We start from the raw sequence: 26,197 nt of genomic DNA on the forward strand, positions 1-26,197 counted from the left end.
GATTTCCATATGGGCGCATCGATGCAGCTAATGTAACAGATGAGCAACGACGAGAGCAGGGGGAGAGATGACGGCGAAGATGACCATCGCGGAGCTGGAAACGTTCCTGCACGCGGAATTTCCCCAGGCGTTCCGCACCGGCGGTGACATTTCGATCGAGAGCGCCGACGGCAAGAGCTGCCGGATGCGCCAGCGCTTCAATGAGCGCATGTTGCGCCCCGGCGGCACCGTCTCCGGGCCGACATTGATGGCGCTGGCCGATTTCGCGATGTACGTGGTGCTCTTGTCGGCGATCGGTCCGGTCGGTCTTGCGGTGACCACGAATCTCAACATCAACTTCCTGCGCAAGGGCGCGGCCGGCGCCGATGTGCTGGCGGAGGCGCGGCTGCTCAAGCTCGGCAAGCGGCTCGCGGTCGGCGAAGTCACGCTGCTGTCAGGGGAATCGCCCGATCCGATCGCCCATGTCACGGCGACCTATTCCATTCCGAATGCGTAGGGTTTTCGAGGGTATTATTGCACCATATTTGCAAGCTACTGTTTTTGTTGCATTAATTTGACGCCGATGGCGTTGACGAATGCAGGCCGCTTCTCTAGAAGCTGCGACCAGTTCGGTGCGTCACCCGCGCCGCATTCTCCCTGTCACGGATATCTCTCATGAAAACCTTTTCGGCAAAGCCGGCCGAGGTCCAGAAGAAGTGGGTCGTGATCGACGCCAAGGGTCTGGTCGTCGGCCGTCTCGCCACGCTGGTCGCCATGCGGCTGCGCGGCAAGCACCTCCCGATCTACACGCCGCACGTCGACTGCGGCGACAACGTCATCATCGTCAATGCCGCGCACGCCGTGCTGACCGGCCGCAAGCGCGAGCAGAAGGTGTACTACAAGCACACCGGCTATGTCGGCCACGTCAAGGAGCGCACCGCGCGCCAGATCCTCGAGGGCCGCTTCCCCGAGCGCGTGATCGAGAAGGCCATCGAGCGCATGATCCCGCGCGGGCCGCTCGGCCGCGTGCAGATGGGCAATCTGCGTGTCTATGGCGGACCCGATCATCCGCACGAAGCGCAGAACCCCGAGAAGATCGACATCGCCAAGTTGAACCGCAAGAACACGAGGGCCGCATAAGATGGCCGAAAGCATCCAGTCTCTCGATCAGCTGTCGCAGCTCAAGGGTGCCGTCACGGCTCCCGACGCTCCGAAGTATGAGAAGAAGGTCGACAAGTTCGGCCGCGCCTATGCCACCGGCAAGCGCAAGGACGCGGTCGCCCGCGTCTGGATCAAGCCGGGCTCCGGCAAGGTCACCGTCAACACCCGCGACATCGAGGTCTACTTCGCCCGTCCGGTGCTGCGCATGATGATCGAGCAGCCGATGGTCGTCGCCGCCCGCAAGGGCCAGTACGACGTGATCTGCACGGTCGCCGGCGGCGGCCTGTCCGGCCAGGCCGGTGCGGTCCGTCACGGCCTGTCCAAGGCGCTGACGAATTTCGAGCCGGAGCTGCGCGGCGTCCTCAAGAAGGGCGGCTTCCTGACCCGCGACTCGCGCGTCGTCGAGCGTAAGAAGTACGGCAAGGCCAAAGCCCGCCGCTCCTTCCAGTTCTCGAAGCGCTGATCGCCTGGCTCCGGCTCGGTCCGGATCCATCAGCTTCAAATACGAACGGGCGCCCTCGCGGGCGCCCGTCTTGCTTTTGACGCAGGCTTGCGCGGGTCAGGCGCTGGCGCGGCGCGCGGTCAGCCATTGGCTCGGCGCCAGCGGCTTCGACACCACGCGGACCTCGCCGATGCTGCCGATGAAGCCGTCCGACGGCGCGCGGTCCCACCAGCCGCAGCCGAGTGCCCAGGGCTGCGACGCCGCCGTCGAGGCGATGCCGTTGCCGCCGATGACGCTGCGCACGACCGGCGCGCCCTCGATGTAGAGCACGGTCGAATTGTCGGCGGGATCGTTGACGATGGTGAGGTGATACCAGGTGTCGAGCATGATCTCGCCGGACCAGTCGGTCTGCGGCTGCCGGGTCGAACTCGACGGCACGACCTCCCACTGCACCTCGCGCAGGTTCGAGATCGCAAACAGGATCGGCGGTGACTCCGGATCGCCGCCGGCATAGCCCGGCAGCCAGCCGCGGTTGCCGAAGCGGGTCAGGATGTTGCACCAGGCGTGATCGGCGGCCTTCCAGTTCGGATCGATCTTGATGAAGGCCTCGACGGTGTAGCCGGATGCGAACGTTGCCGCGTTGATCGGCGCGTTGGCCGCGGTCGTGAACCAGCTGAAGCGGCCGGCGCCCTGCTTGGTCGTGTTGAGGAACTGCACGCTGCCCGGCGCCGACGACAGGCGATGCTTGTCGGCTGTGAAGACGACGTCGGCGACCTGGGCGGCACCCGCGAGCGTGGCGCGCTGCATCGGGTTGGCGGCGGTGAGGTCCGACAGCGCGGTGCCGGCGGCCACGGCCCTGCCGATCGCCGACGACGTGATCCGCCAATGCGCAACGGTCTCGGCCACGAGCGGATAGTCCTGCTCGTTCGCGGGCGGCACCACCACCGGTTCGGGCGCCTCGGTGTAGTTGGCGTAGAGATCCTGCTTGAGGCGCGGCAGGATCGGCGTGCCGGCGAAGGCCGGCAGATGGCAGAAATTGGTGAAGCGTGAAAACCGCCGGTGGAAGTCGATGGGAATCGAGAACGCGTGATTGTCCTCGGACAGCCAGGCGCGGTCGAACTGCTTCAGGCTGTCCTTCGGCTTCTCGACCACCCAGGGCGAGAACGAGGCGACGTCGATCTTGTTGGCCGTGAAGTCGAACTCGTACAGCCGCATCAGGCCGTTGCCGCCCTGATAGGCCATCTGATAGTCGACCACCATCTGGTGGACGGGGTTGTGGAAGTCGTTGATCTTCGTCAGCAGCGCGCCACCGTGATAGTGGCCGTTCAGGGTCATGAAGATCTGGTCGTTGCTGCGGATCAGCTTCTCCCACAGGTACTGGCCGTAGGCGACCTCGAGCGGGCTCGTGCCGTCATTGGCGATGTTCAGCAACTGGTGATTGGCGAGGATCACCGGCAGCATCGGATGCCGCGCGATCATGCTGCGCGCCCAGGCGATCGCGTCGTCCGAGGCGCGCCACGACAGCGACAGCACCATGAAACTGACGCCGCAGGCATGGAACACATGCGCCTCGTGCCAGCCGCTCGGATGCCGCTCCAGGAAGGTCCGCTGCTTCGCGGCGCGGCTCGTCGGAAACCATGTGAGATAAGGCTCGGACGCGCCGCGCTGCGCATCGGTGCCCGCGCCCTGGCTCGCCGCGTTCTCGAATTCCAGCGCCGAAAGCACGTCGTGATTGCCCGCGAGCACCGAATACGGCCGGCCGGCGTTCTCTAAGAGCTTCATCGCGGCATCGGCGACCGCCCATTGCTGCGGATGCTTGGACTGGTCGACGACGTCGCCGAGGTGGATCGTGAACGGGATGTGGTACTTCGCGGCGTTGTCGACGATGAACTGCGTCTGCGCGGGGTAGGGCGTGCTGCCATATTGCCGCTGATAGGACTGGCCTTCTTCTGACGTCGCATAGCGCGAGTAGAACTGCGTATCGGGAAGGACGGCGAGCGCGAAGCTGGTCGTGACGTGACGATGGTGACGGTGCATGCGCCAATGCGCGTGCGCCGCCTGGCCGGGCAGCAGGCTGGCGCCGAGGCCGAGCGCCGAGACGCCCATGGCATTGCGCAGCAGGGTGCGGCGATCGACGCCCTGCGCCGGCTGCGGGTCGCGCGCCGGATGATCGCCTGCGGCCGCCTTGTTGTTCGATGAATCGTCGTCGAAAGACATCCTTGTCCCCACCTCGAGCGGCGGATCGCGCCGCGGTCGGGATGTGTTAGGGAGAGATGATCTCAAATTTGAGAAGGTTTCTTATCGTTTCGATGAGTGTTCGCCGCAGGACGGGAAACCATTGATTCCGCACGATGGGGCGCACAACTATCAATGAATGACGCTGTGCCGTGTACAATCAGGGCGGGCGGTCGCGCGGATTGCCCCGGCATTTTTGAATCCTGTTTGCAGATTTCTTGCGCAGCAATTTGCTGACGAGTTGTGCCGAGCTTTTCGAGAAAACTTGGTATCCCAGGCAAACCTCTTTCCAACAAACCGCCCGCTAGGTTGATCGCGATAAGGCCGCGCTAACCCTGAATTCCCGCGCCGCCGCAGCAACCGAGGTGATCGATGGCGCTTGATAGCATGACGCTCGACATCGTAGCGACCATGGTCGCAGCGCTGCTTGGCGCTATGTTGCTCCACTTCGGCCGGCAGGAGAACACGCCGGCGCTGCGCTGGTGGGGCGCGGCCTACGTCCTCGGCGCGGTCGCGATCGCGCTGTGGACCTTGATCGGCGAGCTCTACGGCGAGGTGGTGTCGCTGTTCCTGAGCTCCATCGGCCTGATCGCCACTGCCATGGTGTGGAACGCCGCGCGCGTGTTCCACGGCAAGCCGGCGAGCGTGCCCGGGCTCGTGCTCGGCGCGACGGTCTGGATCGCCAGCGGCATGCTGCTCGATGCGTCGGCGCAGGCGCTGCGGCTGACGATCGGCGCCGCGATCGTCGTGATCTACGCCATGCTGACCGCGGCCGAGCTGTGGCAGGAGCGGCGGCGGACCTTGCACAAGCGCTGGCCGGCGCTGATCGTGCCGGTGATGCACGGCTTCGTGCTGATGCTGCCGATCCTGCTCGGCAACATGCTGCGCGATTCCGACGGCGCCTTCGCCGCGGCCTGGGTCACGATCTTCTCGATCGAACTCGTGCTGTATGCGGTCGGCACCGTGTTCGTGATCTTCATGCTGGTGTCCGAGCGCATCGTCAGCGCCCACAAGCGCGCGGCGACCACCGACCCGCTGACGGGCCTGCTCAACCGCCGCGGCTTTGCCGAGTCCTGCGCGCAGCTGATCGAGCGCGAGGCGCGCGAGCAGCGCCCGGTCAGCGTGCTGATCTTCGACATCGATCATTTCAAGTCGATCAACGACCGCTTCGGTCACGCCGAGGGCGACGAGGTCCTGAAGCTGTTCGCAAACGTCGTGGTCAACAATCTACGCCTCACCGATCTCTCGGGCCGGATCGGCGGCGAGGAGTTCGCAGCACTTCTGCCCTGTTCCATCGAAGAGGCCATGGTCGCCGCCGAGCGTGTCCGCGAGGCGTTCGCGGCCTCCGGCGTGGTGTGCGAGGACAAGCCGGTCGATACCACCGTCAGCATCGGCGTTTCCGGCGGGCCGGGCGGGACCGATCTCGACGTGCTGCTCGCGGCCGCCGATACCGCGCTCTACAAGGCCAAGCGCTCCGGTCGCAACCGGGTCGAGGCCTCGGCGGAGCTGCCGCTGTCGCTCGACCGCTACCGCCGCCAGCGCGCTGCCGCGGCTGCCAGCCTGCCGCAGTCGGGAGAGGCGGTGTTGTCCAGCTGAGGTGCGGCTTTCGCTCTCCCGAGGTCTGGGCTAGACAAGCGGCCCACACCAGGGGAGGCCGACAGAACATGATCACGGAAATCGCCCAGATCGACGTCAAGCCGGGCACGGAGAAGGATTTCGAGGCCGCGGTCGCGAAAGCACGCGCCGCCTTCGGCCGCTCCAAGGGCTTTCACGGCTTCGAGCTGCACAAATCGATCGAGAAGCCGCAGCGCTACCGCCTGATGGTGAAGTGGGAAACGCTCGAGAACCACACGGTCGATTTCCGCGGCTCGGAGAACTTCACCGAATGGCGTGGCCTGGTCGGGCAGTATTTTGCCAATCCTCCGGATGTCGAGCACACCGAGACGGTGCTGACCTCGGCCGGCTGAGGCCGCGCGTCAGCGCTGCTCCGCCACGGAACACAACATGACGCATGACGATCTGGTCGAAGCCTACTCTGCCGGGGGACGGCACTACCACGATCTTCGCCACGTCCAGGATTGCCTGGACCAGCTCGATCGCGTCGCGGACCTCAGCGTCCGCGAGCGCGAGATCCTGACGCAGGCGATCTGGTGGCACGACGCCGTGTATGATCCCACGCGGTCCGACAATGAGGAGCAGAGCGCCATCCTTGCCGAGCGTCACGTCGCGCCCGAGCTGCGCGACGAGGTCGGACGCTTGATCCGGCTGACCCGGACGCACGATGTCGCGCCCGACGATCGGCTGGGCGCGCTGCTCGTCTCGATCGATCTCGCCATTCTCGGCGCCGACGAGGCCAGCTACGACGCCTATGCGGATGCGATCCGGCGCGAATATGCTGATGTGCCGGACGACGCATACCGAGCCGGGCGCGCGGCGGTGCTGGAGCGGTTCGCGCGGCGCCCCGTGATCTATCCGGATGCGGGCTTTGCCGCTGCGCTCGACCAGAAGGCGCGGGCCAACCTCGCGCGCGAGCTGCGCAGCCTTCGATCATAAGCAGGATCAGCTCAGGCGTTTCGCGCGGCCGCGTCGCCGCGGCAATGCAGGCTGCGCAGCATCGCATGTGCTGATAGCGCTTGTCTTTTGCCGTGGCCCGACATGCAATGGGATGACATGCGCGTCGCCATGACGTGCTCCCCATTTTCTGGAACTCCGTCATGCCGATCATCAACCGCGCCGCCGAGCTGGCGGAAGACGCCAAGGTCTGGCGCCGCGATTTCCACCAGCATCCCGAGCTCCAATATGAGGTGCATCGGACGGCCGGGCGCGTCGCCGAGCTCTTGACCTCGTTCGGTGTCGACGAGGTCGTCACCGGCATCGGCCGGACCGGCGTCGTCGGCGTCATCCGCGGCCGCGAGTCGTCGCCGCGGGTGATCGGCCTGCGCGCCGACATGGACGCGCTGCCGCTGCAGGAGGTCAGCGACATCCCGCACAAGTCCACCATTCCCGGCAAGATGCACGCCTGCGGCCATGACGGCCACACCGCCATGCTGCTGGGCGCGGCGCGCTATCTCGCCGAGACGCGCAACTTCGCCGGCACGGCCATCGTCATCTTCCAGCCGGCCGAGGAGGGTGGGGCCGGTGGCCGTGCGATGGTCGAGGATGGCCTGATGGAGCGCTTCGGCATCGAGGAGGTCTACGGCCTGCACAATGCGCCGGGCCTGCCGCTCGGAACGGTCGCGACGCGCGCCGGCGCCGTGATGGCCGCCGCCGACACCTTCGAGGTGCGCCTGAAGGGCCTCGGCGGCCACGCCGCGCGGCCGAACAAATGCGTCGATCCGATCATCGCCGGCGCGCAGATCGTGACCGCGCTGCAGACGATCGTGGCGCGCAACGTCGATCCGGTCGAAAGTGCGGTGCTGTCGATCACGCGCTTTCACGCGGGGACGACCGCCGACAACATCATTCCGCAGACCGCTGTCATCGGCGGCACCGTGCGCACGCTCGATGAGGACATCCGCCGCTTGATGGACGAACGCTTCAAGGGCCTGGTGACGGCGCTCGCGAGCGGCATGGGCGTGGAGGCGGAAATCGACTACGAATGGGGCTATCCGGTCGTCATCAACCATGCGGAGCAGACCGCGTTCGCGGCCGACGTGGCGCGCAGCGTCGTCGGGCCGGAACAGGTCATCACCGACATGCCGCCCCGGCTCGGCGGCGAGGACTTCGCCTACATGCTGCAGGCGCGGCCCGGCGCGTTCGTCTTCATGGGCATCGGCGATGGGGCCGGCGTGCATCACCCGGAATATGATTTCAACGACGACGTGATCCCGCACGGCATCAGCTATTGGGCCAAGCTGGTCGAGACCGCGATGCCGGCCGGCTGAGCGGGCTCTGACCGGGCCTCAGATCGCGGCCGCGGCGTCCTCGGTGCGGCGGTCGCTCTTGAAATAGTCGATCATGACCTTGGCGATCGCCATCAGCGGCAGCGCCAGGGTCAGGCCCCAGACGCCGAACACGATGCCGAGCAGGATCTGGAACGCAAACAGCGTGGCCGGCGGGATGTCCAGCGCCTGGCGCTGGATCAGCGGCGTCAGCACGTAGCTCTCCATCGCGTGCACGCCGAGGAACAGCACGAAGGCGCTGACCGCAGCGACCCAGCCGGAGGCGAGGCTCGCCAGCACCACGATGACGCCGGCGATGATCGCGCCGACGGTCGGAATGAACGCCAGCAGGCCGGCCTGGATGCCCAGGATGAACGAGCTCTGCACGCCGATGATGGCGAGGCCGATCCAGGTGACGAGGAAGACTGCGAACATCGTCGTGATCTGGGCGATCAGCCAGCGTTCCAGCGTGTAGCTGATGCGGTCCACGATCACGGTGGCCTGGTCCCGGTACTTCGCCGGCGCCAGGAAAAGCAATCCGCTGCGGTAGACCGCCGGCTGGGCCGCGAAGGCCAATCCCAGGAACAGCACGATGAAGAAGTTGCCGACGGCGCTGACGGTGCCGAGCAGCAGCTTGAAGGTCTGGCTGACGATGGCGCCGCCGGAGGAGGCCAGCGCGCTCGGCGAGGGCAGGCCGCCCGGCAGGCCATGGGACGGCGTCTGGGTCGGTGTGGTCGAGCCGCCATCAGGCGCGGCAGTGGCCGTGCTCGCGGCGTTGAAGTCGAAGAAGCTGGTGTCGATGCCGTTGCGGTCGAGGAAGCCCTTGATGTTGCCGAGCTGCGACTTGATCGTATCGCTCAGCACCTTGGCCTGGTCCGCGATGGTGGTGCCGCCGAGGAAGACGATGCCGACGAGCACGGCCGCGAGCGCCAAGCAGACGATGACGAGCCGCGCCGGATGCGGCCAGGGCAGCACGCGGCCGAGCAGGCTGGTCATCGCGTTGAGCGCGACGCCGAGCAGCATGCCCGCGAACAACAGGAAGATCGCAGCCGCGTAATACCAGGTGAAGGCCATGCCGGCCATGAACAGGGTTACCCCGATGCCGCCCACGGCAATGGCCCAGGCCAGGTCGCTGCGGGCCTGGAGGCGTGGGTCGGCGGGGGCGGTCATGAGGCATCCTCTGTGCTGATCGGCCCCCACACATTGGCGAAAACGGCTGGCGGATCAAGCACAGGCTTGGGGAAGCGGGGTGCTGCAGGACGCTTGCGGGGGTGTCGGAATTGGCATTGGGGACCCGCGTGGCCATATGTTGATCCTGCCGTGCGACGCAGGCATGATTTGTGCCTGCCACACTGGCGGACGCGGCCGCCAACGGCCACATAAGAGGGGAGAGAAACAAAAACAATGAAACGTCCGGTGGTCGGCGTGATCGGCAACAGCCATCGCGTCGAGAACAGGTTCACCGTGCAGATGGTGGGCGAGCGCAACCTGAGCGCCGTGGCCGAGGTCGCGGGCGCGCTACCGCTGATGTTTGCCGGCGTTCCCGAGATCACCGACATCGCCGCGCTGCTCGATGTCGTCGACGGCGTGGTGCTGACCGGCGCCCGCGCCAACGTGCACCCGACCCGCTTCAACACCGAGCCGAGCCTCAAGCACGAGCCCTACGACGTCCATCGCGACGAGGTCGCGCTGCAGCTGTCGGAAGCCTGCGTCTCCAGAGGCATCCCGCTGTTCGGCATCTGCCGCGGCTTGCAGGAGATGAACGTCGCCTTCGGCGGCTCGCTGCATCCGGAGATTCGCGAAATTCCCGGCCGCATGAACCACCGCATGCCGAGGCTGGAGAACGGCGAGATCCATCCCGATCCCAACGTCGTGTTCGCCGATCGCCACGAGGTGCGGCTCGCGCCGGGCGGTGCCTTCGCCAGCATCCTCGGTTGCGACAGCATCAAGGTCAATTCGCTGCATGGTCAGGGCATCCTGGAGCCGGGCGACCGCGTCGTGATCGAGGGCATCGCCGAGGACGGCACCATCGAGGCCATCCGCATCGCGGACGCGCCATCCTTTGCGCTCGGCGTGCAATGGCATGCCGAATATGACCCGCAGAAGAACCCGATCAATCGCAAGCTGTTCGAGGCGTTCGGTGAGGCGGTGAGGAAGCGGCATCTGTCATCCTGACGTCGGGGCTGAACCGGGTTTCCAAAACGGCAGACGAAGCTGCAGAGACGGCTCATCGTGAGCTCGTCACAAGGAATCCGTGATGCGCCACGTCCTGACTGTCGCCATTGTGCTCCTCGCCGCTCCGGCCTTGGCCCAAGGCACGCCGCCGATGGAAGGCCCGATCACCTGCTCGTCGCCGGTCGCGGCCACCGATTCGGCAAACAGCCTCAAGCAGCGCTATGGCGACGAGGCCGTGGTTCAGGATCTGCCGGGCGCCGAGGGCGAGACCTACAAGGGCCTCGTGCTGTTTCCGCGGGCGATGGACCGGCGCATCGAGGTCGGCTTCATCGACGATAAGGTCGCGACGGTGTCCGGGCTCACCTTGCGCGATACGGCCAAGACGAGCCGCTGGAGCGTGGCCGGCATCACCATCGGGGCCAGCCTCGTCGAGGTCCAGAAGGCCAATGGCAAGTCGTTCGTCGTGAGCGGCTTCGGCTGGGACTATGGCGGCTTCGTCACCGACTTCAAGAACGGCGCGCTGGGACGCATCCTGCCGGGCGGCTGCTCGATCACCGTGCGCTTCGGCAAGGACAAGGACCCACCGCGGGCGCTCTCGGGCGATGGCGTGAAGGTGTCGTCCGACAATCCGGCGCTGGTGAAATTCGCGCCCGTCGTCACCGAGATCGGCATCAATTTCGCCGCGAAGTGATGGCTTCATAGTCGCAGGACTGACCGGGATGAGCATGCGCCGAACGAGCTTGTTGTTGATGCTTCTGGCTGCGCCGGCATGGGCACAGACCGCGCCGCCTGCCGATGGGCCGATCACCTGCACCTCGCCGGTGTCGGTCACGGACTCCGCCAAGAGCCTGATGCAGCGCTACGGCCAGGAGGCGGTGGTAGACGACCAGTTGTTCACCGGGGTGGAGGACATCACCTATCAAGGCGTCGTGCTGTCGCCAAAAGTGCCGGACTGGCGTATCGAGATCGGCTTTGCTGACGAGACGATGCGGCGGGTGTCACGTCTCACCTTGATCGACTCCAGGACGAGTCATTGGAACGTTGCCGGCGTGACGCTCGGCTCCACTTTGGCCGAGGTGCAGAAGATCAATGGCAGGCCGTTTCTGATCCGCGAGTTCTTCACCGATGGTGGCGGCTTCGTTGTCGACTGGAAAGGCGGCACGCTGAGCCGTCCTTTGCCGGGTGGATGCTCCGTCAGCGTTCGCTTCGGCAGTGACGACCACGAGGGAAACCCGATCGGTGATCGCATCGCATCCGACAAGGCGGAGTTGCGCAAATGGGGACCGGTGGTCGAGCAGATCGTGGTGAGGTTTCCCGAGAAATAGCGGCTGAATGCGCCCTCGGGCCTCATGGTTCGAGACGGCGCGCACTTCTGTCGGATGATCTCATTGACTCATGGGCGCGCGCCTCCTCACCATGAGGAGAAACCGCGGCCTTGCGCGACCTCCATCTCCTCATCCTTAAGGAGCTTGGCGATAGCCGAGCGTCTCGAAGGACGAGTCCCGTTGGATCATCGTAGATGAGCAGCCACCAACAAAAGGCGCCCGGTGAAGGGCGCTGGGGGCAGGGGTGGTGCGGCAAGATCTCCATCAGGAAAGCTTGCCGCGTTTCTCGATAGCCACGACAACGCAGCGCTCGTCAATGGGCGCCGGTCGCAGGCGCGTCCGGCGGATTCTCCGAGAGCGGCCGTCTCCTACGGCCAAGCCCAATCCGTGCAGTTCGTCCCGCGCTTGGCGAGAGCGCAGCTCCGCTCAGGGCTTTGCGAGATGCCAGGCGTTGTTCAGGAAGCCGTCGCCTGTGATGTCGCCGGGCTTCTGATCCTTGGCGAAGGTGTAGAGCGGCTTGCCCTTGTAAGCCCACTGCCTGGAGCCGTCGTCCCGGGTGATGATGGTGTAGTTGGCGTCGGCCTTGTCGCTGGCTTCGGCTTTCAGGACCGGCCAGTTGGTCGCGCAGGGACCGTTGCAGGCTGATTTGCCGTCGACGTCCTTGTCGAACGTGTAGAGCGTCATGCCCTTGTTGTCGGTGAGGATGTCACCCTTCGTGCTGCTGCCGCTCTTGGTTGGAGGCGCCGCGCTGGCGGACGAGATCGCCGCGAGTGAGATTGCGGCGGTCAGGAAGAGGCGCGAGATCGAAAGCCTGGTCATTCGAAATCTCCCAATGCATGTGGATCACAGGGATAGAAACTCATTCCGGCCCGATCTATTCCTTGCGCCTGTCCCTATTCGTCATTGGGAGGAATGTCGTACCGCCGTTCTGGCGCTCATGCCGGCCTTGGCATTCGCAGCACGGCACTGCGACACCAATGAAAAGGGCGCCCCGTGAGGGGCGCCCTGGTGTCGTCATCCGCCGATCAATCGGGCTGTCAGCCCGAGTAGTACATGTCGAATTCGACCGGGTGCGGGGTCATTTCGAAGCGCTCGACCTCGGTCATCTTCAGCGCGATGTAGCTGTCGATGAAGTCGTCGTCGAACACGCCGCCGGCCTTCAGGAAGGCGCGGTCCTTGTCGAGGTTCTCGAGCGCCTCGCGCAAGCTGCCGCAGACGGTCGGGATCTGCTTCAGCTCCTCCTTCGGCAGGTCGTAGAGGTCCTTGTCCATCGCCGGGCCCGGATCGAGCTTGTTCTTCACGCCGTCGAGGCCGGCCATCAGCATCGCGGCAAAGCCGAGATAGGGATTGGCGAGCGGATCGGGGAAGCGGACCTCGACGCGCTTGGCCTTCGGCGACGAGGTATAGGGGATGCGGCAGGACGCCGAGCGGTTGCGCGCGGAGTAGGCGAGCAGCACCGGCGCCTCATAGCCCGGGACCAGACGCTTGTAGGAGTTGGTCGACGGGTTGGTGAAGGCGTTGATGGCCTTGGCGTGCTTGATGATGCCGGCGATGTAGGACAGGCAGGTCTCCGACAGGTCGGAGTACTTGTTGCCCGCGAACACCGGCTTGCCGTCCTTCCAGATCGACTGGTGGACGTGCATGCCCGAGCCGTTGTCGCCATAGACCGGCTTCGGCATGAAGGTGGCGGTCTTGCCGTAGATGTGCGCGACCTGATGGATGCAGTATTTGTAGATCTGCATCTGGTCGGCCATCAAGGTCAGCGTGTCGAACTTCATGCCGAGCTCGTGCTGGGCCGACGCCACTTCGTGATGGTGCTTCTCGACCTTGACGCCCATGCGCGCCATGGCGCCGAGCATCTCCGAGCGCATGTCCTGCACCGAGTCCTGCGGCGGCACCGGGAAATAGCCCGCCTTGGTGCGGATGCGGTGGCCGAGATTGCCGCCCTCATATTCGGTGTCGGAGTTGGTCGGCAGCTCCGAGGAGTCCAGGCGGAAGCCGGTGTTGTACGGCGACGAGCTGTAGCGCACGTCGTCGAATACGAAGAACTCGGCTTCGGGGCCGACGAACACGGTGTCGCCCACGCCCATCGACTTCACCATCGCCTCAGCCTTCTTGGCGATGCCGCGGGGGTCGCGGTTGTACGGCTCGCCGGTGGTCGGCTCGAGCACGTCGCAGGTGATGATCATGGTGGTTTCGGCGAAGAACGGATCGATCGTCGCGGTCACCGGGTCGGGCATCAGGCACATGTCGGATTCATTGATCGCCTTCCAGCCGGCGATCGAGGAGCCGTCGAACATCGTGCCTTCGGCAAAAATGTCTTCGTCGATCATGCTGACGTCGAAGGTGACGTGCTGCCACTTGCCCCGCGGGTCGGTGAAGCGGAGGTCGACGTATTTGACGTCATTGTCCTTGATTGCTTTCAAGACGTCCTTGGCGGTCTTCATGAATACCCCTCTTGGCTTATAACGTCACGGCCCGGCGCGGGACGGCGTCCGCGGGTCATGCTCCATAGCCTCGTGCGGGAGCCAAGACAACATCGGAAACGGCAAAACGGCCGCGTGCAAGCGCCTCGCAGAGGACACTCGAGCTGCCGTGGGGGCTGCTGGCGCAGCAAACGTTCCGTGGGGGGCCCGGAGCGGACGGTCCGTTGAGGCCCCCCGGTCAGGCTAGATCGCGTCCAGCCCGGATTCTCCGGTTCGGATGCGGATGGCTTCCTCGATGTTGGACACGAAGATCTTGCCGTCGCCGATGCGGCCGGTCTGGGCGGCGCGGCGGATCGCCTCGATCGCGCGCTCGACCAAATCGTCGCCGATCACGATCTCGATCTTCACCTTGGGCAGGAAATCAACGATGTATTCGGCGCCCCGGTAGAGCTCGGCATGGCCTTTTTGCCGGCCGAAACCCTTCGCTTCGGTAACGGTGATGCCCTGAAGTCCCACCTCCTGAAGCGCCTCCTTCACCTCGTCGAGCTTGAACGGCTTGATGATGGCTTCGATCTTCTTCACTGAGCGCCTCCCGGGCATTCCGCTATAAACAACATGTGGGTCATCGTCAGGCTGCGCCCACGCGCAAGTCGTTCGATCATTTCGTTACCGGGCCCAACACTCTCCGGCGGAGGCCCGGTGATTGATTGCCCGACTTGCCCCGTGCCGAAGTGGCTCCACAAAAGCAGGGTCTATGCCAAGTCGTTAACGGGCCCAAATGGAGCCGATATTCAGGCATTTCACCAGCACCCGACGATTCCCTCAAGGAACGTCTAGAATACCGGAGCCTTGAGATTAGGCAAACAGATCAAACATTGTGCAAGTCTTGACGGCGGAGCCGCGCGCTGTCCGAAATGCCCAGGGAAAAGGCGACGTGCCGGGTTTCGTCGCGTCTTGCCAGATGTGCAGCGCCCTTGGAAGTTGCGGGCTGGCGCGGCAATAGGGAGCGCGGGATTCGCCCGCACCGGCTCCGAGGGACGGGGCGCCGACGTCCGCTGCGAGGCGACGGGGACGACATCACGCAGCCGGCGCAGGACGGCGGCTGGGGACGAGAGCGGTAATGGACATCTTGACCACGAGCGAAATGGAGCGCGCCGACCGGCTGACCATCGCGGCCGGCACGCCGGGCTTTTCGCTGATGCTGAGCGCCGGACAGGCGGTGGCCGAGGCGGCCATGGACCTGGTCGAGACCGGGCCGATCGTGGTCGTGTGTGGGCCGGGCAACAATGGCGGCGACGGCTTCGTTGCCGCGGCCGAGCTCGCCGCGCAGGGCAGGGACGTGTCGGTCATCCTGATGTGCGAGCGCGACGCGCTGCACGGCGACGCGGCCTCCGCCGCCAAGGGCTGGAAGTTTCCGGTGCTGCCATTCACGCCGCAGGCGATCGGCAAGCCGGCGCTGATCATCGACGCGCTGTTCGGCGCAGGTCTCAGCCGGCCCGTCACCGGCGAGCCCCATGACGTCATCGCAGCGATCAACGGCAATGGCGCGCCGGTGCTCGCCGTCGACCTGCCGAGCGGCATCAACGGCACCACGGCCGCGGTGATGGGCATCGCGGTCCGCGCCACCGAGACGGTGACCTTCTTCCGCAAGAAGCCGGCGCACCTGCTGCTGCCGGGCCGCCAGCATTGCGGGCGCGTCCGGCTCGCCGACATCGGCATCGATCCCCAGGTGCTCGCCGAGATCAGGCCGCAGGCCTTCGAGAACGATCCCGAGCTGTGGCAGGGCCATTTTCCGGTGCCACGCATCGACGGCCACAAATACGCCCGCGGGCACGTGCTGGCGATGTCCGGCGACGTCACCGCCACGGGCGCGGCGCGGATGGCCGCGCGGGCCGCATTGCGGGCGGGCGCCGGCCTGGTCACGCTGGCCTCGCCGCGCGATGCGCTGGCGGTCAATGCTGCGGCGCTGACGGCGGTGATGGTGCGCGCCGCTGACACCGCGATCGAGTTCGGCGAGCTGCTCGGCGACAAGCGCTACAACACCTGCATCATCGGACCCGGCACCGGCGTCAGCGAGCGCACGCGCGACCTCGTCTACACCGCGCTGACGGCGCAGCGTCATCTCGTGCTCGATGCCGACGCATTGACGAGCTTCGCCGATGCGCCGGAGCGGTTGTTCGAGCAGATCAGGGCGATGACCGAGGCGCAGATCGTGCTGACGCCGCACGAGGGCGAATTCCCGCGGCTGTTCTCGGATCTCAGCAACAAGCATCCCGGCCGCTCCAAGCTGGAGCGCGTCCGCGCGGCGGCCGCGCGCTGCGGCGCCGTGGTGCTGTTGAAGGGCGCCGACACGACGGTGGCCGCGCCCGACGGCCGCGCCGCGATCGCCGCCAACGCGCCGCCCTGGCTCGCCACCGCCGGCGCCGGCGACGTGCTCGCCGGCATCATCGCCGGCTTGCTGGCGCAGGGTGTGCCGGCGTTCGAGGCCGCCTGCATCGGCGTCTGGATGCATGGCGAGGCGGGCAACGAGGCGGGACCGGGGCTGATCGCGGAGGATCTGACGGAGACCTTGCCTGCGGTGTTCCGGCGGCTCTATGACCGGTTCGGCGTCGAGTATTGATAGGGGCGAGTCGTCGCCTCAACCACGCTGTCATGCCCGCGAAGGCGGGCATCCAGTACGCCGCGGCCTATCGATTTAGCCACCGATGTCTCGGCGTACCGGATCGCCCGGTCGCGGGTACGGGTGATGACAGTTGAGGGTGAGGCGGCGACGGCGCGTCCTGCTCTTGGCTGTGCTCACGTCACCTGATATTTCGCCACCGCGCTCTCGTTCCAGGCGAGCCCAAGGCCGGGACCTTTGGCTGTCACCTTGCCATCCACCACCAGCAGCGGCTCGGCGAGAATGGCGCCGGCGAAGTCCAGCACCTCGAGCCAGTGCGCCGTCGGCGTCACTGCCAGCACATGGGCGCTCGCCTCGGGCAGGATGTGGCTCGACATCGGGATCGAGGCGGCGTCGGCTTGCCCCGCGACGTTGAGCCAGCCGGTGATGCCGCCGACCTTCATCAGGTCGGGCATGATGAAGTCGGAGGCGCCGGCGGCGATCGCCTCGGCAAAGCCGCGCGGAAACCACCAGTTTTCGCCGGCCTGGATCGGGATCTCCGAGCGCTCGCGCACCCGGGCATGGCCGGAGAGGTTTTCCTGCGGCACCGGCTCCTCGATCCAGGTCAGGTCGTAGGCGGCAAGGTTGGTAATTCGACGTGTCGCCTCAGCGGGATCGAGCGACTGGTTGAAGTCGAGCATCAGCGCCGTGTCCGGGCCGAGCAGGGCGCGCAGGCCCTTGATCATCGCTTCGTCGGTCGCGAGATCGCCATGACCGCCCTTGGTCTTGATGGCGCGGAAGCCGTGCTCGTCGCGCGCGGCGCGCAAGGTGCGCTCGTCGTCCTTGGCATCGAGCACGCCATAGCTGTCATAGGCCGGAATCGGCCGCGCCGTGCCGCCGAGCAGCTCGACGACGGGCTTGCCCGCGAGCTGACCGAGCGCATCCCAGAACGCCATGTCGAGGCCCGAGACGGCCATGCCGACGAGGCCCTGCCAGCCGAGCAGGCGGAATTTGGCGTCCATGAGTTTCATCAGGTCGAACGGGACCAGGGCTTGGCCCTTGAGCTCTCGGCCGATCTCCTCGACCAGATGCAGCAGCGGTTTCAAGGCGAGCCTGGTGTAAGCGAACAGGTAGGAATGGCCGGTAACCCCCTGATCGGTTGCGACGTCGATCAGCACCAGCGGTCCGGAGTCGATGATCCCGAACGCGTTGCGCAGGGGGCGCTTCATGGGCGTGATCACGGCGCGCGCCGTGACCCCGGTGATGGCGGCAGTGGTCATGGGGACTGTTCCCTCAGGTTCGTTTCCTCACCTGATCTCATACCACCGCAGCAGCCGCGGCGCCGCCCAGTTGGTCGCCATGCTCTCGACCAGGAACCGGCCGGATTGCTCGGCAAGGAATGCAATGCGCTGGGTCTGGCCGGCCTCCAGCGCCAGCGTGTCGAGCCAATAGGGCTTCCAGCCGTCGTCGAGCCGGTCGAGCAGCCGAAACGGCTGGCCATGAAGGTGGACCACATGGGTGCCGGCGGTCTTGTTCGCCAATGCCAGCACGACCACTTGGCCGGCCTTGGCCTGGAAGGTGGGGGCGCCGGCGGCGTTGAACGCGGCGGGCGGTTGCCAGCCGGCGCCGTCGAGCGCGAGCTCGGCCCGAGCGGCGGTCCTCAGGTCCAGCTTGTCCGGCAACCCGTTCGACGGCAAAGGCGGCGCCGGCGGCAGTGGGGCGGCACGGAGCGGCGGCTCGCTCGACGCCACCAGCCGGGCGAGGGGACGCGGATTGCTGCCGTCGTGCAGCAGCACGGCCAGCACCGTCTTGGCGGCGGGCATGTCGATGAAGACGTCGGTGCGGCCGCCGGGCGGCAGCACCACCGCGCCATTTCGAGCCAGGAAAGGCTCGGCCGGCTGGCCGTCGATGGCCATCACGCGGACGGCGTCGAGGTCGGCGATTTTGATCGCAATCACAGCGCGTTGACAGCCGTTGATGAACCGCAGCCTGACCCGCTCATGGGTCCGCAGCGCGATCTCGGGCTGGACGTGCCCATTGACGGTGTAGATGAGCTCGGTGTCTTGCGCTTCGGTTCCTGGCGCAACCGCGGTGCCGTCCGCCTTGAGCCTGAAATCCTCGACCAGGAAAATTTCGTCGCGGTCGACAGTTACCGTCGCGGCCTCATCGACGATGACAGGCAGCGGGCGGATCGGCACGGCGTCGGCGAGCAGCCGCAGGTCGAGCAGGCCGGTCCCGGCGCGCGACGCCAGGGCTGGAATGGTGGCCCGGCCGCCGGGGCCGATCTCCGCCTGCGCCAGCAGCGGTGCGGGCAAAGCGAGGCCGCGGCTGGACAATGCGGCCGGGATCGAAAGGCCATTCGAAAGGTCAAGATCGAGCGCCGTGCCGCGGGCGAGCCGGACCACCGGGGCCGGTGCAGCCAGCCGCCAGAGCGGGCTGGCCGAGCGTCCCTGGGCCAGCACCAGAGATTCGCCGCGAGCGTTCAACGAAACCGAGATTCGGCCACCGGCCCGAGCCGAGCGGGTAAACGAGGCCGCGCCGGCTGCCGCAAGGCCGCCGAGCAGGGCGCGGCGGCTGAGCCCCTCCGACGGTTCCGTCATGCGACAAAACATCGTGCGATGAGGGGGATGCGGATCATGCTGTTTTCCCTTATCTGTGCGTGCGACACGGTCGATCGGCCTGCCGGTGGTGCTTTTGACAGCCCATTTTTTTGCTGCGGACGGTTTCGTGCGTGGTATAAGCCGCGCCGCCCGCGGCACCGCGGCCGGGCTATCGATGCAGTTCACGCGGGCGTGGCGGAACTGGTAGACGCGCTGGATTTAGGTTCCAGTGACGAAAGTTGTGGGGGTTCGAGTCCCTCCGCCCGCACCAAGCGCTTCTCCGGCGTTTGCCCCAAGTTTTACCGGCAGACCCGCTCTCTCGCACAGAGAAGCGGGGCCGCCGATCCCACCGGCGCAAAGCCTTTTGCTGCGCGTCGTCCACAATTGAGTCAGATGTGTCCGGATCGCAAGGGTTCGGACCGAAGCGGAAGAAGATTGACGCCATGCAGGTCACAGAAACCTTGTCGGAAGGCTTGAAGCACGAGTTCCAGATCAGCGTTCCGGCGGCGGATCTCGACGCCAAGGCGGACGCCAAGCTGGTCGATCTCAAGGACAAGGTCCGCATCAACGGCTTCCGCCCCGGCAAGGTGCCGGTCGCGCATCTGAAGAAGATCTATGGCAAGTCGGTCATGGCGGAGACCATCGACCAGACCATCCGCGACACCAACACGCAGATCTTCACCGAGCGCGGCTTCCGCCTCGCCACCGAGCCGAAGGTGACGATGCCGACGGAGGAGGCCGAGGTCGAGAAGATCCTCTCCGGCCAGTCGGACCTGACCTACACCGTGGCCGTCGAGGTCGTGCCGGCGATTGCGCTCGCCGACTTCAAGACCTTCTCGGTCGAGAAGCCGGTGGCCGACATCACCGATGCCGATGTCGATGAGGCGATCAAGCGCCTGGCCGATGCCAACCGCAGCTACGCGGCGAAGGCCGAGGGCGCGAAGGCCGCGAGCGGTGACCGCGTGAAGATCAACTTCAAGGGCACGATCGACGGCGTCGCCTTCGAGGGCGGCACGGGTGAGGGCATCGACGTCGTGATCGGCTCGAACACCTTCATTCCCGGCTTCGAGGACCAGCTGATCGGTATCGGCGTCGGCGAGACTCGCACCCTGAAGGTCACGTTCCCGACCAATTATCTCAACAACGAGCTGGCCGGGAAGGCGGCGGAGTTCGAAACCACCGCCACCGCCATCGAGGCGCCCGAAGACAAGGTGGTGGACGATGAGTTCGCCAAGACGCTCGGCCTCGAATCGCTCGACAAGCTGAAGCAGTTGATGCGCGATCGTCTCGCCGGCGAGTTCAGCCAGGCGACCCGCCAGCGCGTCAAGCGCGCGCTGCTCGACCGTCTCGACGAGACCCACAAGTTCGATGCGCCGCCGTCGCTGATCGACGAGGAGTTCAACCTGATGTGGAACTCGGTCAAGGCCGAGATGGATTCCAGCGGCAAGACCTTCGCCGACGAGAACACCACCGAGGACAAGGCGAAGGAGGAGTACCGCACCATCGCCGACCGCCGCGTGCGCCTCGGCCTCGTGCTGTCGGAGATCGGCGAGAAGAACAAGATCACCGTGACCGACGACGAGGTCAGCCGCGCCGTGATCGAGCGTGCGCGCTCGATGCCGGGCCGCGAGAAGGAGGTCTGGGACTTCTATCGCAGCAACCCGCAGGCGCTCGCGCAGCTGCGCGCGCCAATCTACGAGGACAAGGTCGTCGACTTCATCCTCGAACTCGCCAACGTGACCGAGAAGAAGGTCTCCAAGGACGAGCTGTTCAAGGACGACGACAGCGACAAGGCGGCCTGATCAGGCTGTCCATCGTAGGGTTCGCGACATAAGCGCGAGATTAAGGTTGACCGGCGAAAGCGCCGGTCGTCCAGGTTCCGGCGCTGGCCGTCGCCGCGGGAATCAGCTTGAACAGGGCAACGACCTCGCTTGCGGCGGGCCAGGGCACCCGGTCTTGTCACCGGCAAATTGGTCCATATCTGTGGGCTCGGTCTTGAAGTTCTGCATCACGGGACACCTGTCCGTCGCTGCTCGTTGAAATGAGCCTCACCTGCGGCGGCCGGTCGTCTCAACTGCTGGTCCAACCCTTGGGTGATTCATGCGCGATCCCGTCGAAACCTATATGAACCTTGTGCCTATGGTGGTCGAACAGACCAACCGCGGCGAGCGCGCCTACGACATCTTCTCGCGCCTCCTGAAGGAGCGCATCATCTTCGTGACCGGTCCGGTCGAGGACGGCATGGCGACCCTGATCGTCGCTCAGCTCCTGTTCCTCGAGGCCGAGAACCCGAAGAAGGAAATCGCGATGTACATCAACTCGCCCGGTGGCGTGGTGACGTCGGGCCTCGCGATCTACGACACGATGCAGTTCATCCGTCCGGCGGTGTCGACGCTGTGCACCGGCCAGGCGGCCTCGATGGGCTCGCTGCTGCTCTGTGCCGGCCACAAGGACATGCGCTTCTCGCTGCCGAACTCGCGCATCATGGTGCATCAGCCGTCCGGCGGGTTCCAGGGCCAGGCGACCGATATCATGCTGCACGCCCAGGAGATCCTGAACCTGAAGAAGCGGCTGAACGAGATCTACGTCAAGCACACCGGCCAGCCCTACAAGGCGATTGAGGACGCCCTGGAGCGCGACAAGTTCCTCACGGCGGAAGCCGCCCAGGAGTTCGGCCTGATCGACAAGGTCATCGACAAGCGGCCGGAAGATCCGGCGGCGATGGGCAAGTGAGCCACCAGTAAGCGACGCGGGGCCCGATGGACGGGCCTCGGGGATGTAACGGCGGCTACTTTACCGGCTTCGGTCGGCAAAGGTGCTGAGGTAGGGTCCCAAAAGAGCCGCAACCTTGCCGTGCGGCCGGCAAATAGGCGTGGCAAACACGCAACGCTCCGCTGATTTCGCGTGTTATTGCCGTGTCAAGCCCCAAAATCACGGTAATGTCACGGTCTAGGGTCTGTGCTCCGATTAGCGAATTCTTGATAGTCGGATGACAGCATGATTGGCTAGAGTGTCGAGTTATGGATCGTGGGGGATTCGCGTAGGTCGTGGGTTCACGACAGGTGAAGAACAAGGTGTTAATTTTGGTACGAAATTTGCTCTTTCACCAGTCTGGTCCGGCCCGTGCCGGATCGGGACGAACGAGCGGACAAGAGCGAACCGCGGACGGAGACAGGAATGAGTAAGGTCGGCACGAGCGACTCGAAGAACACGCTATATTGCTCGTTCTGCGGCAAGAGCCAGCACGAAGTCCGCAAACTGATCGCAGGTCCAACCGTCTTCATCTGCGACGAGTGCGTCGAACTCTGCATGGACATCATCCGCGAGGAGAACAAGTCCTCGCTGGTCAAGTCGCGCGACGGGATTCCGACCCCGAAGGAGATCTGCAAGGTCCTGGACGATTACGTCATCGGCCAGAACCATGCGAAGAAGGTGCTCTCGGTCGCGGTCCACAACCACTACAAGCGGCTGAATCACCAGACCAAGCACTCGGACGTCGAGCTCGCCAAGTCGAACATCCTGCTGATCGGTCCGACCGGCTCGGGTAAGACGCTGCTCGCCCAGACGCTCGCCCGCATCCTGGACGTGCCGTTCACGATGGCGGATGCGACGACCCTGACCGAGGCCGGCTATGTCGGTGAGGACGTCGAGAACATCATCCTGAAGCTGTTGCAGGCGGCCGACTACAATGTCGAGCGCGCGCAGCGTGGCATTGTCTACATCGACGAGATCGACAAGATCAGTCGCAAGTCGGACAATCCCTCGATCACCCGCGACGTGTCGGGCGAGGGCGTCCAGCAGGCGCTGCTCAAGATCATGGAGGGTACGGTTGCGTCGGTTCCGCCGCAGGGCGGCCGCAAGCATCCGCAGCAGGAGTTCCTGCAGGTCGACACCACCAACATCCTGTTCATCTGCGGTGGTGCGTTCTCCGGCCTCGAGAAGATCATCTCGGCGCGCGGCCGGTCGACCTCGATCGGCTTCGCCGCCCAGGTTCTGGCGCCGGAGGACCGCCGCACCGGCGAGATCTTCCGTCACGTCGAGCCTGAGGATCTCCTGAAGTACGGCCTGATCCCCGAGTTCGTCGGCCGTCTTCCGGTCGTTGCGACGCTCGAGGACCTCGACGAGAACTCGCTGAAGAAGATCCTGACCGAGCCCAAGAACGCGCTGGTGAAGCAGTATCAGCGGCTGTTCGAGATGGAGAACATCGAGCTCACCTTCGCCGACGAGGCGCTGGGCGCGGTGGCGCGCAAGGCCATCGAGCGCAAGACCGGCGCGCGTGGTCTGCGGTCGATCCTCGAGAGCATCCTGCTCGAGACGATGTTCGACCTGCCGGGTCTCGAGGGTGTCGAGGAAGTGGTCATCTCGCGCGAGGTGGTCGAGGGCACCGCCCGCCCGCTGTACATTTACGCCGATCGCTCCGATCGCGCGGTGGAAAGCAGCGCCAGCGCGTGAGGCGCGCTGGTACGAGAGACAGAAGACCTCGATTTATTAGATCGGCGATCGCCGCGGACGTCATGTCCGCGGCATCGCCGCGTTTCAGCGTCCCGCCGCGTAAAGCCATTTTTGGCGGGTGTTTACCGATACTTGACACCCCCCGGGTCGATAGCCACCTAATGTCGCGTGGCGATACAAATCTCAATCCCGGGATTCGCCTCAACAACGATCCGAAACAAGCGGGCGATATCGACGCGTCAGTGATGTCCGGATCAGATCGCACCTTGTGGCGGTTGCGCACGATGGCGGACTGCGTGCAAGGGGGCTAAACAAAAGGAACAGGCCATGACGACCCCCAAACCCCGGCCGACCATCGTTTACGGCGAGAGCCACGCCTATCCGGTTCTGCCGCTCCGCGACATCGTCGTCTTCCCGCACAACATCGTTCCGCTGTTCGTCGGCCGCGAGAAATCCATCCGCGCCCTCGAAGAGGTGATGAAGAACGACGCGCTGGTGATGCTCGCGACGCAGAAGAACGCGTCCGACGACGATCCAGCTCCGGATGCGATCTACGAGACCGGGACGCTCGCCAGCGTGCTGCAACTCCTGAAGCTGCCCGACGGCACCGTGAAGGTGCTGGTCGAGGGCCTGGAGCGCGCGCGCGTCGAGAAATACACCGATCGTGCCGACTACTACGAAGCCACTGCCGTTGCGCTCGAGGACACCGACGCCAAGTCGGTCGAAGCCGAGGCACTCGGGCGCTCCGTCGTGTCGGATTTCGAGAGCTATGTGAAGCTGAATAAGAAGATCTCTGCAGAGGTCGTCGGCGTCGTTCAGTCGATCACCGATTTCGGTAAGCTGGCCGACACCGTCGCCTCGCATCTCGCCGTCAAGATCGCCGATCGCCAGGGCATCCTGGAGACGCTGTCCGTCACCACGCGCCTGGAGAAGGTGCTGGGCCTGATGGAGAGCGAGATCTCGGTGCTGCAGGTCGAGAAGCGCATCCGCTCGCGTGTCAAGCGCCAGATGGAGAAGACCCAGCGCGAGTACTACCTGAATGAGCAGATGAAGGCCATTCAGAAGGAGCTGGGCGACGAGGACGGCCGCGACGAGCTCGCCGATCTGGAAGAGCGCATCAACAAGACCAAGCTCTCCAAGGAAGCGCGCGAGAAGGCCCAGCACGAGCTGAAGAAGCTGCGCCAGATGTCGCCGATGTCCGCGGAAGCGACCGTCGTGCGCAACTATCTGGATTGGCTGCTGTCGATCCCGTGGAACAAGAAGTCCAAGGTGAAGAAGGATCTGGAGGCCGCGCAGGCGGTTCTGGATGCGGATCACTATGGGCTGGAGAAGGTCAAGGACCGCATCGTCGAGTATCTGGCGGTGCAGTCGCGCGCCAACAAGCTGACCGGCCCGATCCTGTGCCTGGTCGGACCTCCCGGCGTCGGCAAGACCTCGCTCGGCAAGTCGATCGCGAAGGCCACCGGCCGCGAGTTCGTTCGCGTGTCGCTGGGCGGCGTGCGCGACGAGGCGGAGATCCGCGGTCATCGCCGGACCTATATCGGCTCGATGCCCGGCAAGATCATCCAGTCGATGCGCAAGGCCAAGACCTCGAACCCGCTGTTCCTCTTGGACGAGATCGACAAGATGGGCTCGGACTTCCGGGGTGACCCGTCGTCGGCGCTGCTGGAGGTCCTGGACCCCGAGCAGAACACGACCTTCAACGATCACTATCTGGAGGTCGACTACGACCTGTCGAACGTCATGTTCATCACGACCGCGAATACGCTGAATATTCCCGGGCCGCTGATGGACCGCATGGAGATCATCCGCATCGCAGGCTACACCGAGACCGAAAAGCTCGAGATCGCCCGCAAGCACCTGATCCCCAGCGCGATCTCCAAGCACGGACTGGACTCGAAGGAGTGGTCGATCGACGACGACGCATTGCTGCTCGTGATCCGGCGCTACACCCGCGAAGCGGGCGTACGTAATCTGGAGCGTGAGATTTCCACACTGGCCCGCAAGGCCGTGAAGGAGCTCATGATGTCCAAGAAGAAGTCGGTGAAGATCACCGAGAAGACCGTTGAGGAATTCTTGGGTGTTCCGAAGTTCCGCTTCGGTGAGATCGAGAGCGACGATCAGATCGGGATCGTCACGGGTCTGGCATGGACCGATGTCGGCGGTGAGCTGCTCACCATTGAAGGCGTCATGATGCCCGGCAAGGGCAAGATGACGGTGACGGGCAATCTGCGCGACGTCATGAAGGAGTCGATCTCGGCGGCGGCGTCCTACGTCCGCTCGCGGGCGATCGTCTACGGCATCGAGCCGCCGATGTTCGACCGCCGCGACATCCACGTCCACGTTCCGGAGGGGGCGACCCCGAAGGACGGTCCGTCGGCGGGCGTCGCGATGGCAACCGCAATCATCTCGGTCATGACGGGCATTCCGATCCGTCACGACGTCGCGATGACCGGTGAGATCACCTTGCGTGGTCGCGTGCTGCCGATCGGCGGTCTGAAGGAGAAGCTCCTGGCCGCGGCCCGCGGCGGCATCAAGACGGTGCTGATCCCCGAGGACAACGCCAAGGATCTCACGGAGATTTCCGATGCGATCAAGGGCGGCATGGAGATCATCCCGGTCTCCCGTCTCGACGACGTCGTCGCCCGGGCCCTGGTCCGCAAGCCGGTGCCGATCGTCTGGGAAGAGGACACCAAGGTCCCGGTGAAGGCCGATGGCGACGAAGCCGCCGGCGGCCTGACCGCCCACTGAGGTCCGAACTGATCCCAGGAAACGGCGCCCGTAAGGGCGCCGTTTTCGTTTGGGGGATCGAGCCACCGACCCTTCGAGCGTGCGTGGTCTGCCCCCACCGTTCCCGCTGCGGCGGTTTCTCGCTGCCGCCGCGTGGTTCCGGCGTTGATTGAGGATCGGGCAGGGGGTAAA

General features: G+C 65.2%; 22 protein-coding genes and 1 tRNA gene. 16 read left to right on the forward strand and 7 right to left on the reverse strand.

What is annotated here, in order from left to right; genetic code table 11:
- Positions 1-67: 67 nt before the first annotated feature.
- The 3 genes from QX048_RS06060 to rpsI all read left to right on the forward strand — a co-directional run bounded on the left by QX048_RS06060 (position 68) and on the right by rpsI (position 1,603).
- Positions 68-496 carry a PaaI family thioesterase gene (locus QX048_RS06060; RefSeq protein WP_315827182.1) on the forward strand — a complete coding sequence of 143 codons (429 nt, stop codon included), beginning with the start codon at positions 68-70 and terminating at the stop codon, positions 494-496.
- 158 nt (positions 497-654) lie between these two features.
- Entirely contained in the window at positions 655-1,119 is a 465-nt protein-coding gene (gene rplM / locus QX048_RS06065) for a 50S ribosomal protein L13 (RefSeq protein ID WP_315711511.1), read from the forward strand.
- Between the two features lies 1 nt (position 1,120).
- On the forward strand, positions 1,121-1,603 hold the full coding sequence (gene rpsI, locus QX048_RS06070; RefSeq protein ID WP_172109671.1) for a 30S ribosomal protein S9: 483 nt from the start codon (positions 1,121-1,123) through the stop codon (positions 1,601-1,603).
- Between the two features lie 96 nt (positions 1,604-1,699).
- Here the strand turns inward: rpsI and QX048_RS06075 are convergent, their stop codons facing one another.
- Positions 1,700-3,799 (reverse strand): LamG-like jellyroll fold domain-containing protein, encoded by a 2,100-nt coding sequence (locus QX048_RS06075; protein WP_315827181.1) that lies wholly within the window; start codon positions 3,797-3,799, stop codon positions 1,700-1,702.
- A 390-nt stretch (positions 3,800-4,189) separates the two neighbouring features.
- Here QX048_RS06075 and QX048_RS06080 point away from each other — a divergent pair, with 390 nt between their 5' ends.
- From QX048_RS06080 to QX048_RS06095, 4 genes are all read left to right on the forward strand, one after another.
- Positions 4,190-5,413 (forward strand): GGDEF domain-containing protein, encoded by a 1,224-nt coding sequence (locus QX048_RS06080; protein ID WP_315827180.1) that lies wholly within the window; start codon positions 4,190-4,192, stop codon positions 5,411-5,413.
- Between the two features lie 68 nt (positions 5,414-5,481).
- Positions 5,482-5,784 carry an antibiotic biosynthesis monooxygenase family protein gene (locus QX048_RS06085; RefSeq protein ID WP_315711517.1) on the forward strand — a complete coding sequence of 101 codons (303 nt, stop codon included), beginning with the start codon at positions 5,482-5,484 and terminating at the stop codon, positions 5,782-5,784.
- Between the two features lie 37 nt (positions 5,785-5,821).
- The gene (locus QX048_RS06090) at positions 5,822-6,370 is read left to right on the forward strand and encodes a phosphohydrolase (protein ID WP_315827179.1); all 549 of its coding nucleotides are present in this window, start codon (positions 5,822-5,824) and stop codon (positions 6,368-6,370) included.
- A 161-nt stretch (positions 6,371-6,531) separates the two neighbouring features.
- The gene (locus tag QX048_RS06095) at positions 6,532-7,701 is read left to right on the forward strand and encodes a M20 aminoacylase family protein (RefSeq protein WP_315827178.1); all 1,170 of its coding nucleotides are present in this window, start codon (positions 6,532-6,534) and stop codon (positions 7,699-7,701) included.
- A gap of 18 nt (positions 7,702-7,719) precedes the next feature.
- Here QX048_RS06095 and QX048_RS06100 read toward each other — a convergent pair whose 3' ends face one another.
- Entirely contained in the window at positions 7,720-8,868 is a 1,149-nt protein-coding gene (locus QX048_RS06100) for an AI-2E family transporter (protein ID WP_315711522.1), read from the reverse strand.
- Positions 8,869-9,102: 234 nt separating this feature from the next.
- On the opposite strand from QX048_RS06100, the gene QX048_RS06105 reads away from it, so the two are divergent.
- From QX048_RS06105 to QX048_RS06115, 3 genes are all read left to right on the forward strand, one after another.
- Complete coding sequence (locus QX048_RS06105) at positions 9,103-9,873, forward strand: gamma-glutamyl-gamma-aminobutyrate hydrolase family protein (protein WP_315750873.1); 771 nt, start codon at positions 9,103-9,105, stop codon at positions 9,871-9,873.
- Positions 9,874-9,955: 82 nt separating this feature from the next.
- Positions 9,956-10,564, forward strand: coding sequence for a hypothetical protein (locus QX048_RS06110; RefSeq protein ID WP_315750875.1), 609 nt, complete (start codon positions 9,956-9,958; stop codon positions 10,562-10,564).
- Positions 10,565-10,622: 58 nt separating this feature from the next.
- The gene (locus QX048_RS06115; protein ID WP_409999255.1) at positions 10,623-11,198 is read left to right on the forward strand and encodes a hypothetical protein; all 576 of its coding nucleotides are present in this window, start codon (positions 10,623-10,625) and stop codon (positions 11,196-11,198) included.
- 426 nt (positions 11,199-11,624) lie between these two features.
- On the opposite strand, the gene QX048_RS06120 is transcribed toward QX048_RS06115, so the two are convergent.
- From QX048_RS06120 to QX048_RS06130, 3 genes are all read right to left on the reverse strand, one after another.
- Positions 11,625-12,017 carry a hypothetical protein gene (locus QX048_RS06120; protein WP_315711527.1) on the reverse strand — a complete coding sequence of 131 codons (393 nt, stop codon included), beginning with the start codon at positions 12,015-12,017 and terminating at the stop codon, positions 11,625-11,627.
- Positions 12,018-12,235: 218 nt separating this feature from the next.
- Complete coding sequence (gene glnA / locus QX048_RS06125) at positions 12,236-13,645, reverse strand: type I glutamate--ammonia ligase (protein WP_006611030.1); 1,410 nt, start codon at positions 13,643-13,645, stop codon at positions 12,236-12,238.
- 222 nt (positions 13,646-13,867) lie between these two features.
- Complete coding sequence (locus QX048_RS06130; protein WP_009027873.1) at positions 13,868-14,206, reverse strand: P-II family nitrogen regulator; 339 nt, start codon at positions 14,204-14,206, stop codon at positions 13,868-13,870.
- Between the two features lie 538 nt (positions 14,207-14,744).
- Here QX048_RS06130 and QX048_RS06135 point away from each other — a divergent pair.
- Positions 14,745-16,244: an NAD(P)H-hydrate dehydratase gene (locus tag QX048_RS06135; protein ID WP_315711528.1), complete on the forward strand. Its 1,500-nt coding sequence runs from the start codon at positions 14,745-14,747 to the stop codon at positions 16,242-16,244.
- Between the two features lie 176 nt (positions 16,245-16,420).
- Here QX048_RS06135 and QX048_RS06140 read toward each other — a convergent pair whose 3' ends face one another.
- On the reverse strand, positions 16,421-17,503 hold the full coding sequence (locus QX048_RS06140) for an enolase C-terminal domain-like protein (protein WP_315827177.1): 1,083 nt from the start codon (positions 17,501-17,503) through the stop codon (positions 16,421-16,423).
- A 27-nt stretch (positions 17,504-17,530) separates the two neighbouring features.
- The gene (locus tag QX048_RS06145; RefSeq protein ID WP_316170324.1) at positions 17,531-18,835 is read right to left on the reverse strand and encodes a multicopper oxidase family protein; all 1,305 of its coding nucleotides are present in this window, start codon (positions 18,833-18,835) and stop codon (positions 17,531-17,533) included.
- A 174-nt stretch (positions 18,836-19,009) separates the two neighbouring features.
- On the opposite strand from QX048_RS06145, the gene QX048_RS06150 reads away from it, so the two are divergent.
- The 5 genes from QX048_RS06150 (at position 19,010) to lon (ending at position 26,026) form a co-directional block, all read left to right on the forward strand.
- Positions 19,010-19,094 (forward strand) — tRNA-Leu (locus QX048_RS06150).
- A gap of 172 nt (positions 19,095-19,266) precedes the next feature.
- Entirely contained in the window at positions 19,267-20,625 is a 1,359-nt protein-coding gene (tig, locus tag QX048_RS06155) for a trigger factor (protein WP_315711530.1), read from the forward strand.
- Positions 20,626-20,923: 298 nt separating this feature from the next.
- Entirely contained in the window at positions 20,924-21,556 is a 633-nt protein-coding gene (locus QX048_RS06160) for an ATP-dependent Clp protease proteolytic subunit (protein WP_315711531.1), read from the forward strand.
- 444 nt (positions 21,557-22,000) lie between these two features.
- Positions 22,001-23,275 (forward strand): ATP-dependent Clp protease ATP-binding subunit ClpX, encoded by a 1,275-nt coding sequence (clpX, locus tag QX048_RS06165; RefSeq protein WP_012044595.1) that lies wholly within the window; start codon positions 22,001-22,003, stop codon positions 23,273-23,275.
- A gap of 327 nt (positions 23,276-23,602) precedes the next feature.
- Entirely contained in the window at positions 23,603-26,026 is a 2,424-nt protein-coding gene (gene lon, locus QX048_RS06170) for an endopeptidase La (protein WP_315711533.1), read from the forward strand.
- Positions 26,027-26,197 lie beyond the last annotated feature (171 nt).

Origin of the sequence: Bradyrhizobium sp. SZCCHNS30572 (genome assembly GCF_032484415.1) — a bacterium.
GTDB lineage: Bacteria > Pseudomonadota > Alphaproteobacteria > Rhizobiales > Xanthobacteraceae > Bradyrhizobium.

Coding starts and splice junctions, on each gene's coding strand:
- QX048_RS06120 (WP_315711527.1), bottom strand. CDS start 12,017: ATGACCAGGCTTTCGATCTCGCGCCTCTTCCTGACCGCCGCAATCTCA.
- QX048_RS06095 (WP_315827178.1), top strand. CDS start 6,532: ATGCCGATCATCAACCGCGCCGCCGAGCTGGCGGAAGACGCCAAGGTC.
- QX048_RS06085 (WP_315711517.1), top strand. CDS start 5,482: ATGATCACGGAAATCGCCCAGATCGACGTCAAGCCGGGCACGGAGAAG.
- glnA (WP_006611030.1), bottom strand. CDS start 13,645: ATGAAGACCGCCAAGGACGTCTTGAAAGCAATCAAGGACAATGACGTC.
- rplM (WP_315711511.1), top strand. CDS start 655: ATGAAAACCTTTTCGGCAAAGCCGGCCGAGGTCCAGAAGAAGTGGGTC.
- QX048_RS06115 (WP_409999255.1), top strand. CDS start 10,623: ATGCTTCTGGCTGCGCCGGCATGGGCACAGACCGCGCCGCCTGCCGAT.
- QX048_RS06160 (WP_315711531.1), top strand. CDS start 20,924: ATGCGCGATCCCGTCGAAACCTATATGAACCTTGTGCCTATGGTGGTC.
- lon (WP_315711533.1), top strand. CDS start 23,603: ATGACGACCCCCAAACCCCGGCCGACCATCGTTTACGGCGAGAGCCAC.
- QX048_RS06090 (WP_315827179.1), top strand. CDS start 5,822: ATGACGCATGACGATCTGGTCGAAGCCTACTCTGCCGGGGGACGGCAC.
- QX048_RS06060 (WP_315827182.1), top strand. CDS start 68: ATGACGGCGAAGATGACCATCGCGGAGCTGGAAACGTTCCTGCACGCG.
- QX048_RS06110 (WP_315750875.1), top strand. CDS start 9,956: ATGCGCCACGTCCTGACTGTCGCCATTGTGCTCCTCGCCGCTCCGGCC.
- QX048_RS06105 (WP_315750873.1), top strand. CDS start 9,103: ATGAAACGTCCGGTGGTCGGCGTGATCGGCAACAGCCATCGCGTCGAG.
- QX048_RS06075 (WP_315827181.1), bottom strand. CDS start 3,799: ATGTCTTTCGACGACGATTCATCGAACAACAAGGCGGCCGCAGGCGAT.
- QX048_RS06080 (WP_315827180.1), top strand. CDS start 4,190: ATGGCGCTTGATAGCATGACGCTCGACATCGTAGCGACCATGGTCGCA.
- QX048_RS06145 (WP_316170324.1), bottom strand. CDS start 18,835: ATGTTTTGTCGCATGACGGAACCGTCGGAGGGGCTCAGCCGCCGCGCC.
- QX048_RS06140 (WP_315827177.1), bottom strand. CDS start 17,503: ATGACCACTGCCGCCATCACCGGGGTCACGGCGCGCGCCGTGATCACG.
- rpsI (WP_172109671.1), top strand. CDS start 1,121: ATGGCCGAAAGCATCCAGTCTCTCGATCAGCTGTCGCAGCTCAAGGGT.
- tig (WP_315711530.1), top strand. CDS start 19,267: ATGCAGGTCACAGAAACCTTGTCGGAAGGCTTGAAGCACGAGTTCCAG.
- QX048_RS06135 (WP_315711528.1), top strand. CDS start 14,745: ATGGACATCTTGACCACGAGCGAAATGGAGCGCGCCGACCGGCTGACC.
- clpX (WP_012044595.1), top strand. CDS start 22,001: ATGAGTAAGGTCGGCACGAGCGACTCGAAGAACACGCTATATTGCTCG.
- QX048_RS06100 (WP_315711522.1), bottom strand. CDS start 8,868: ATGACCGCCCCCGCCGACCCACGCCTCCAGGCCCGCAGCGACCTGGCC.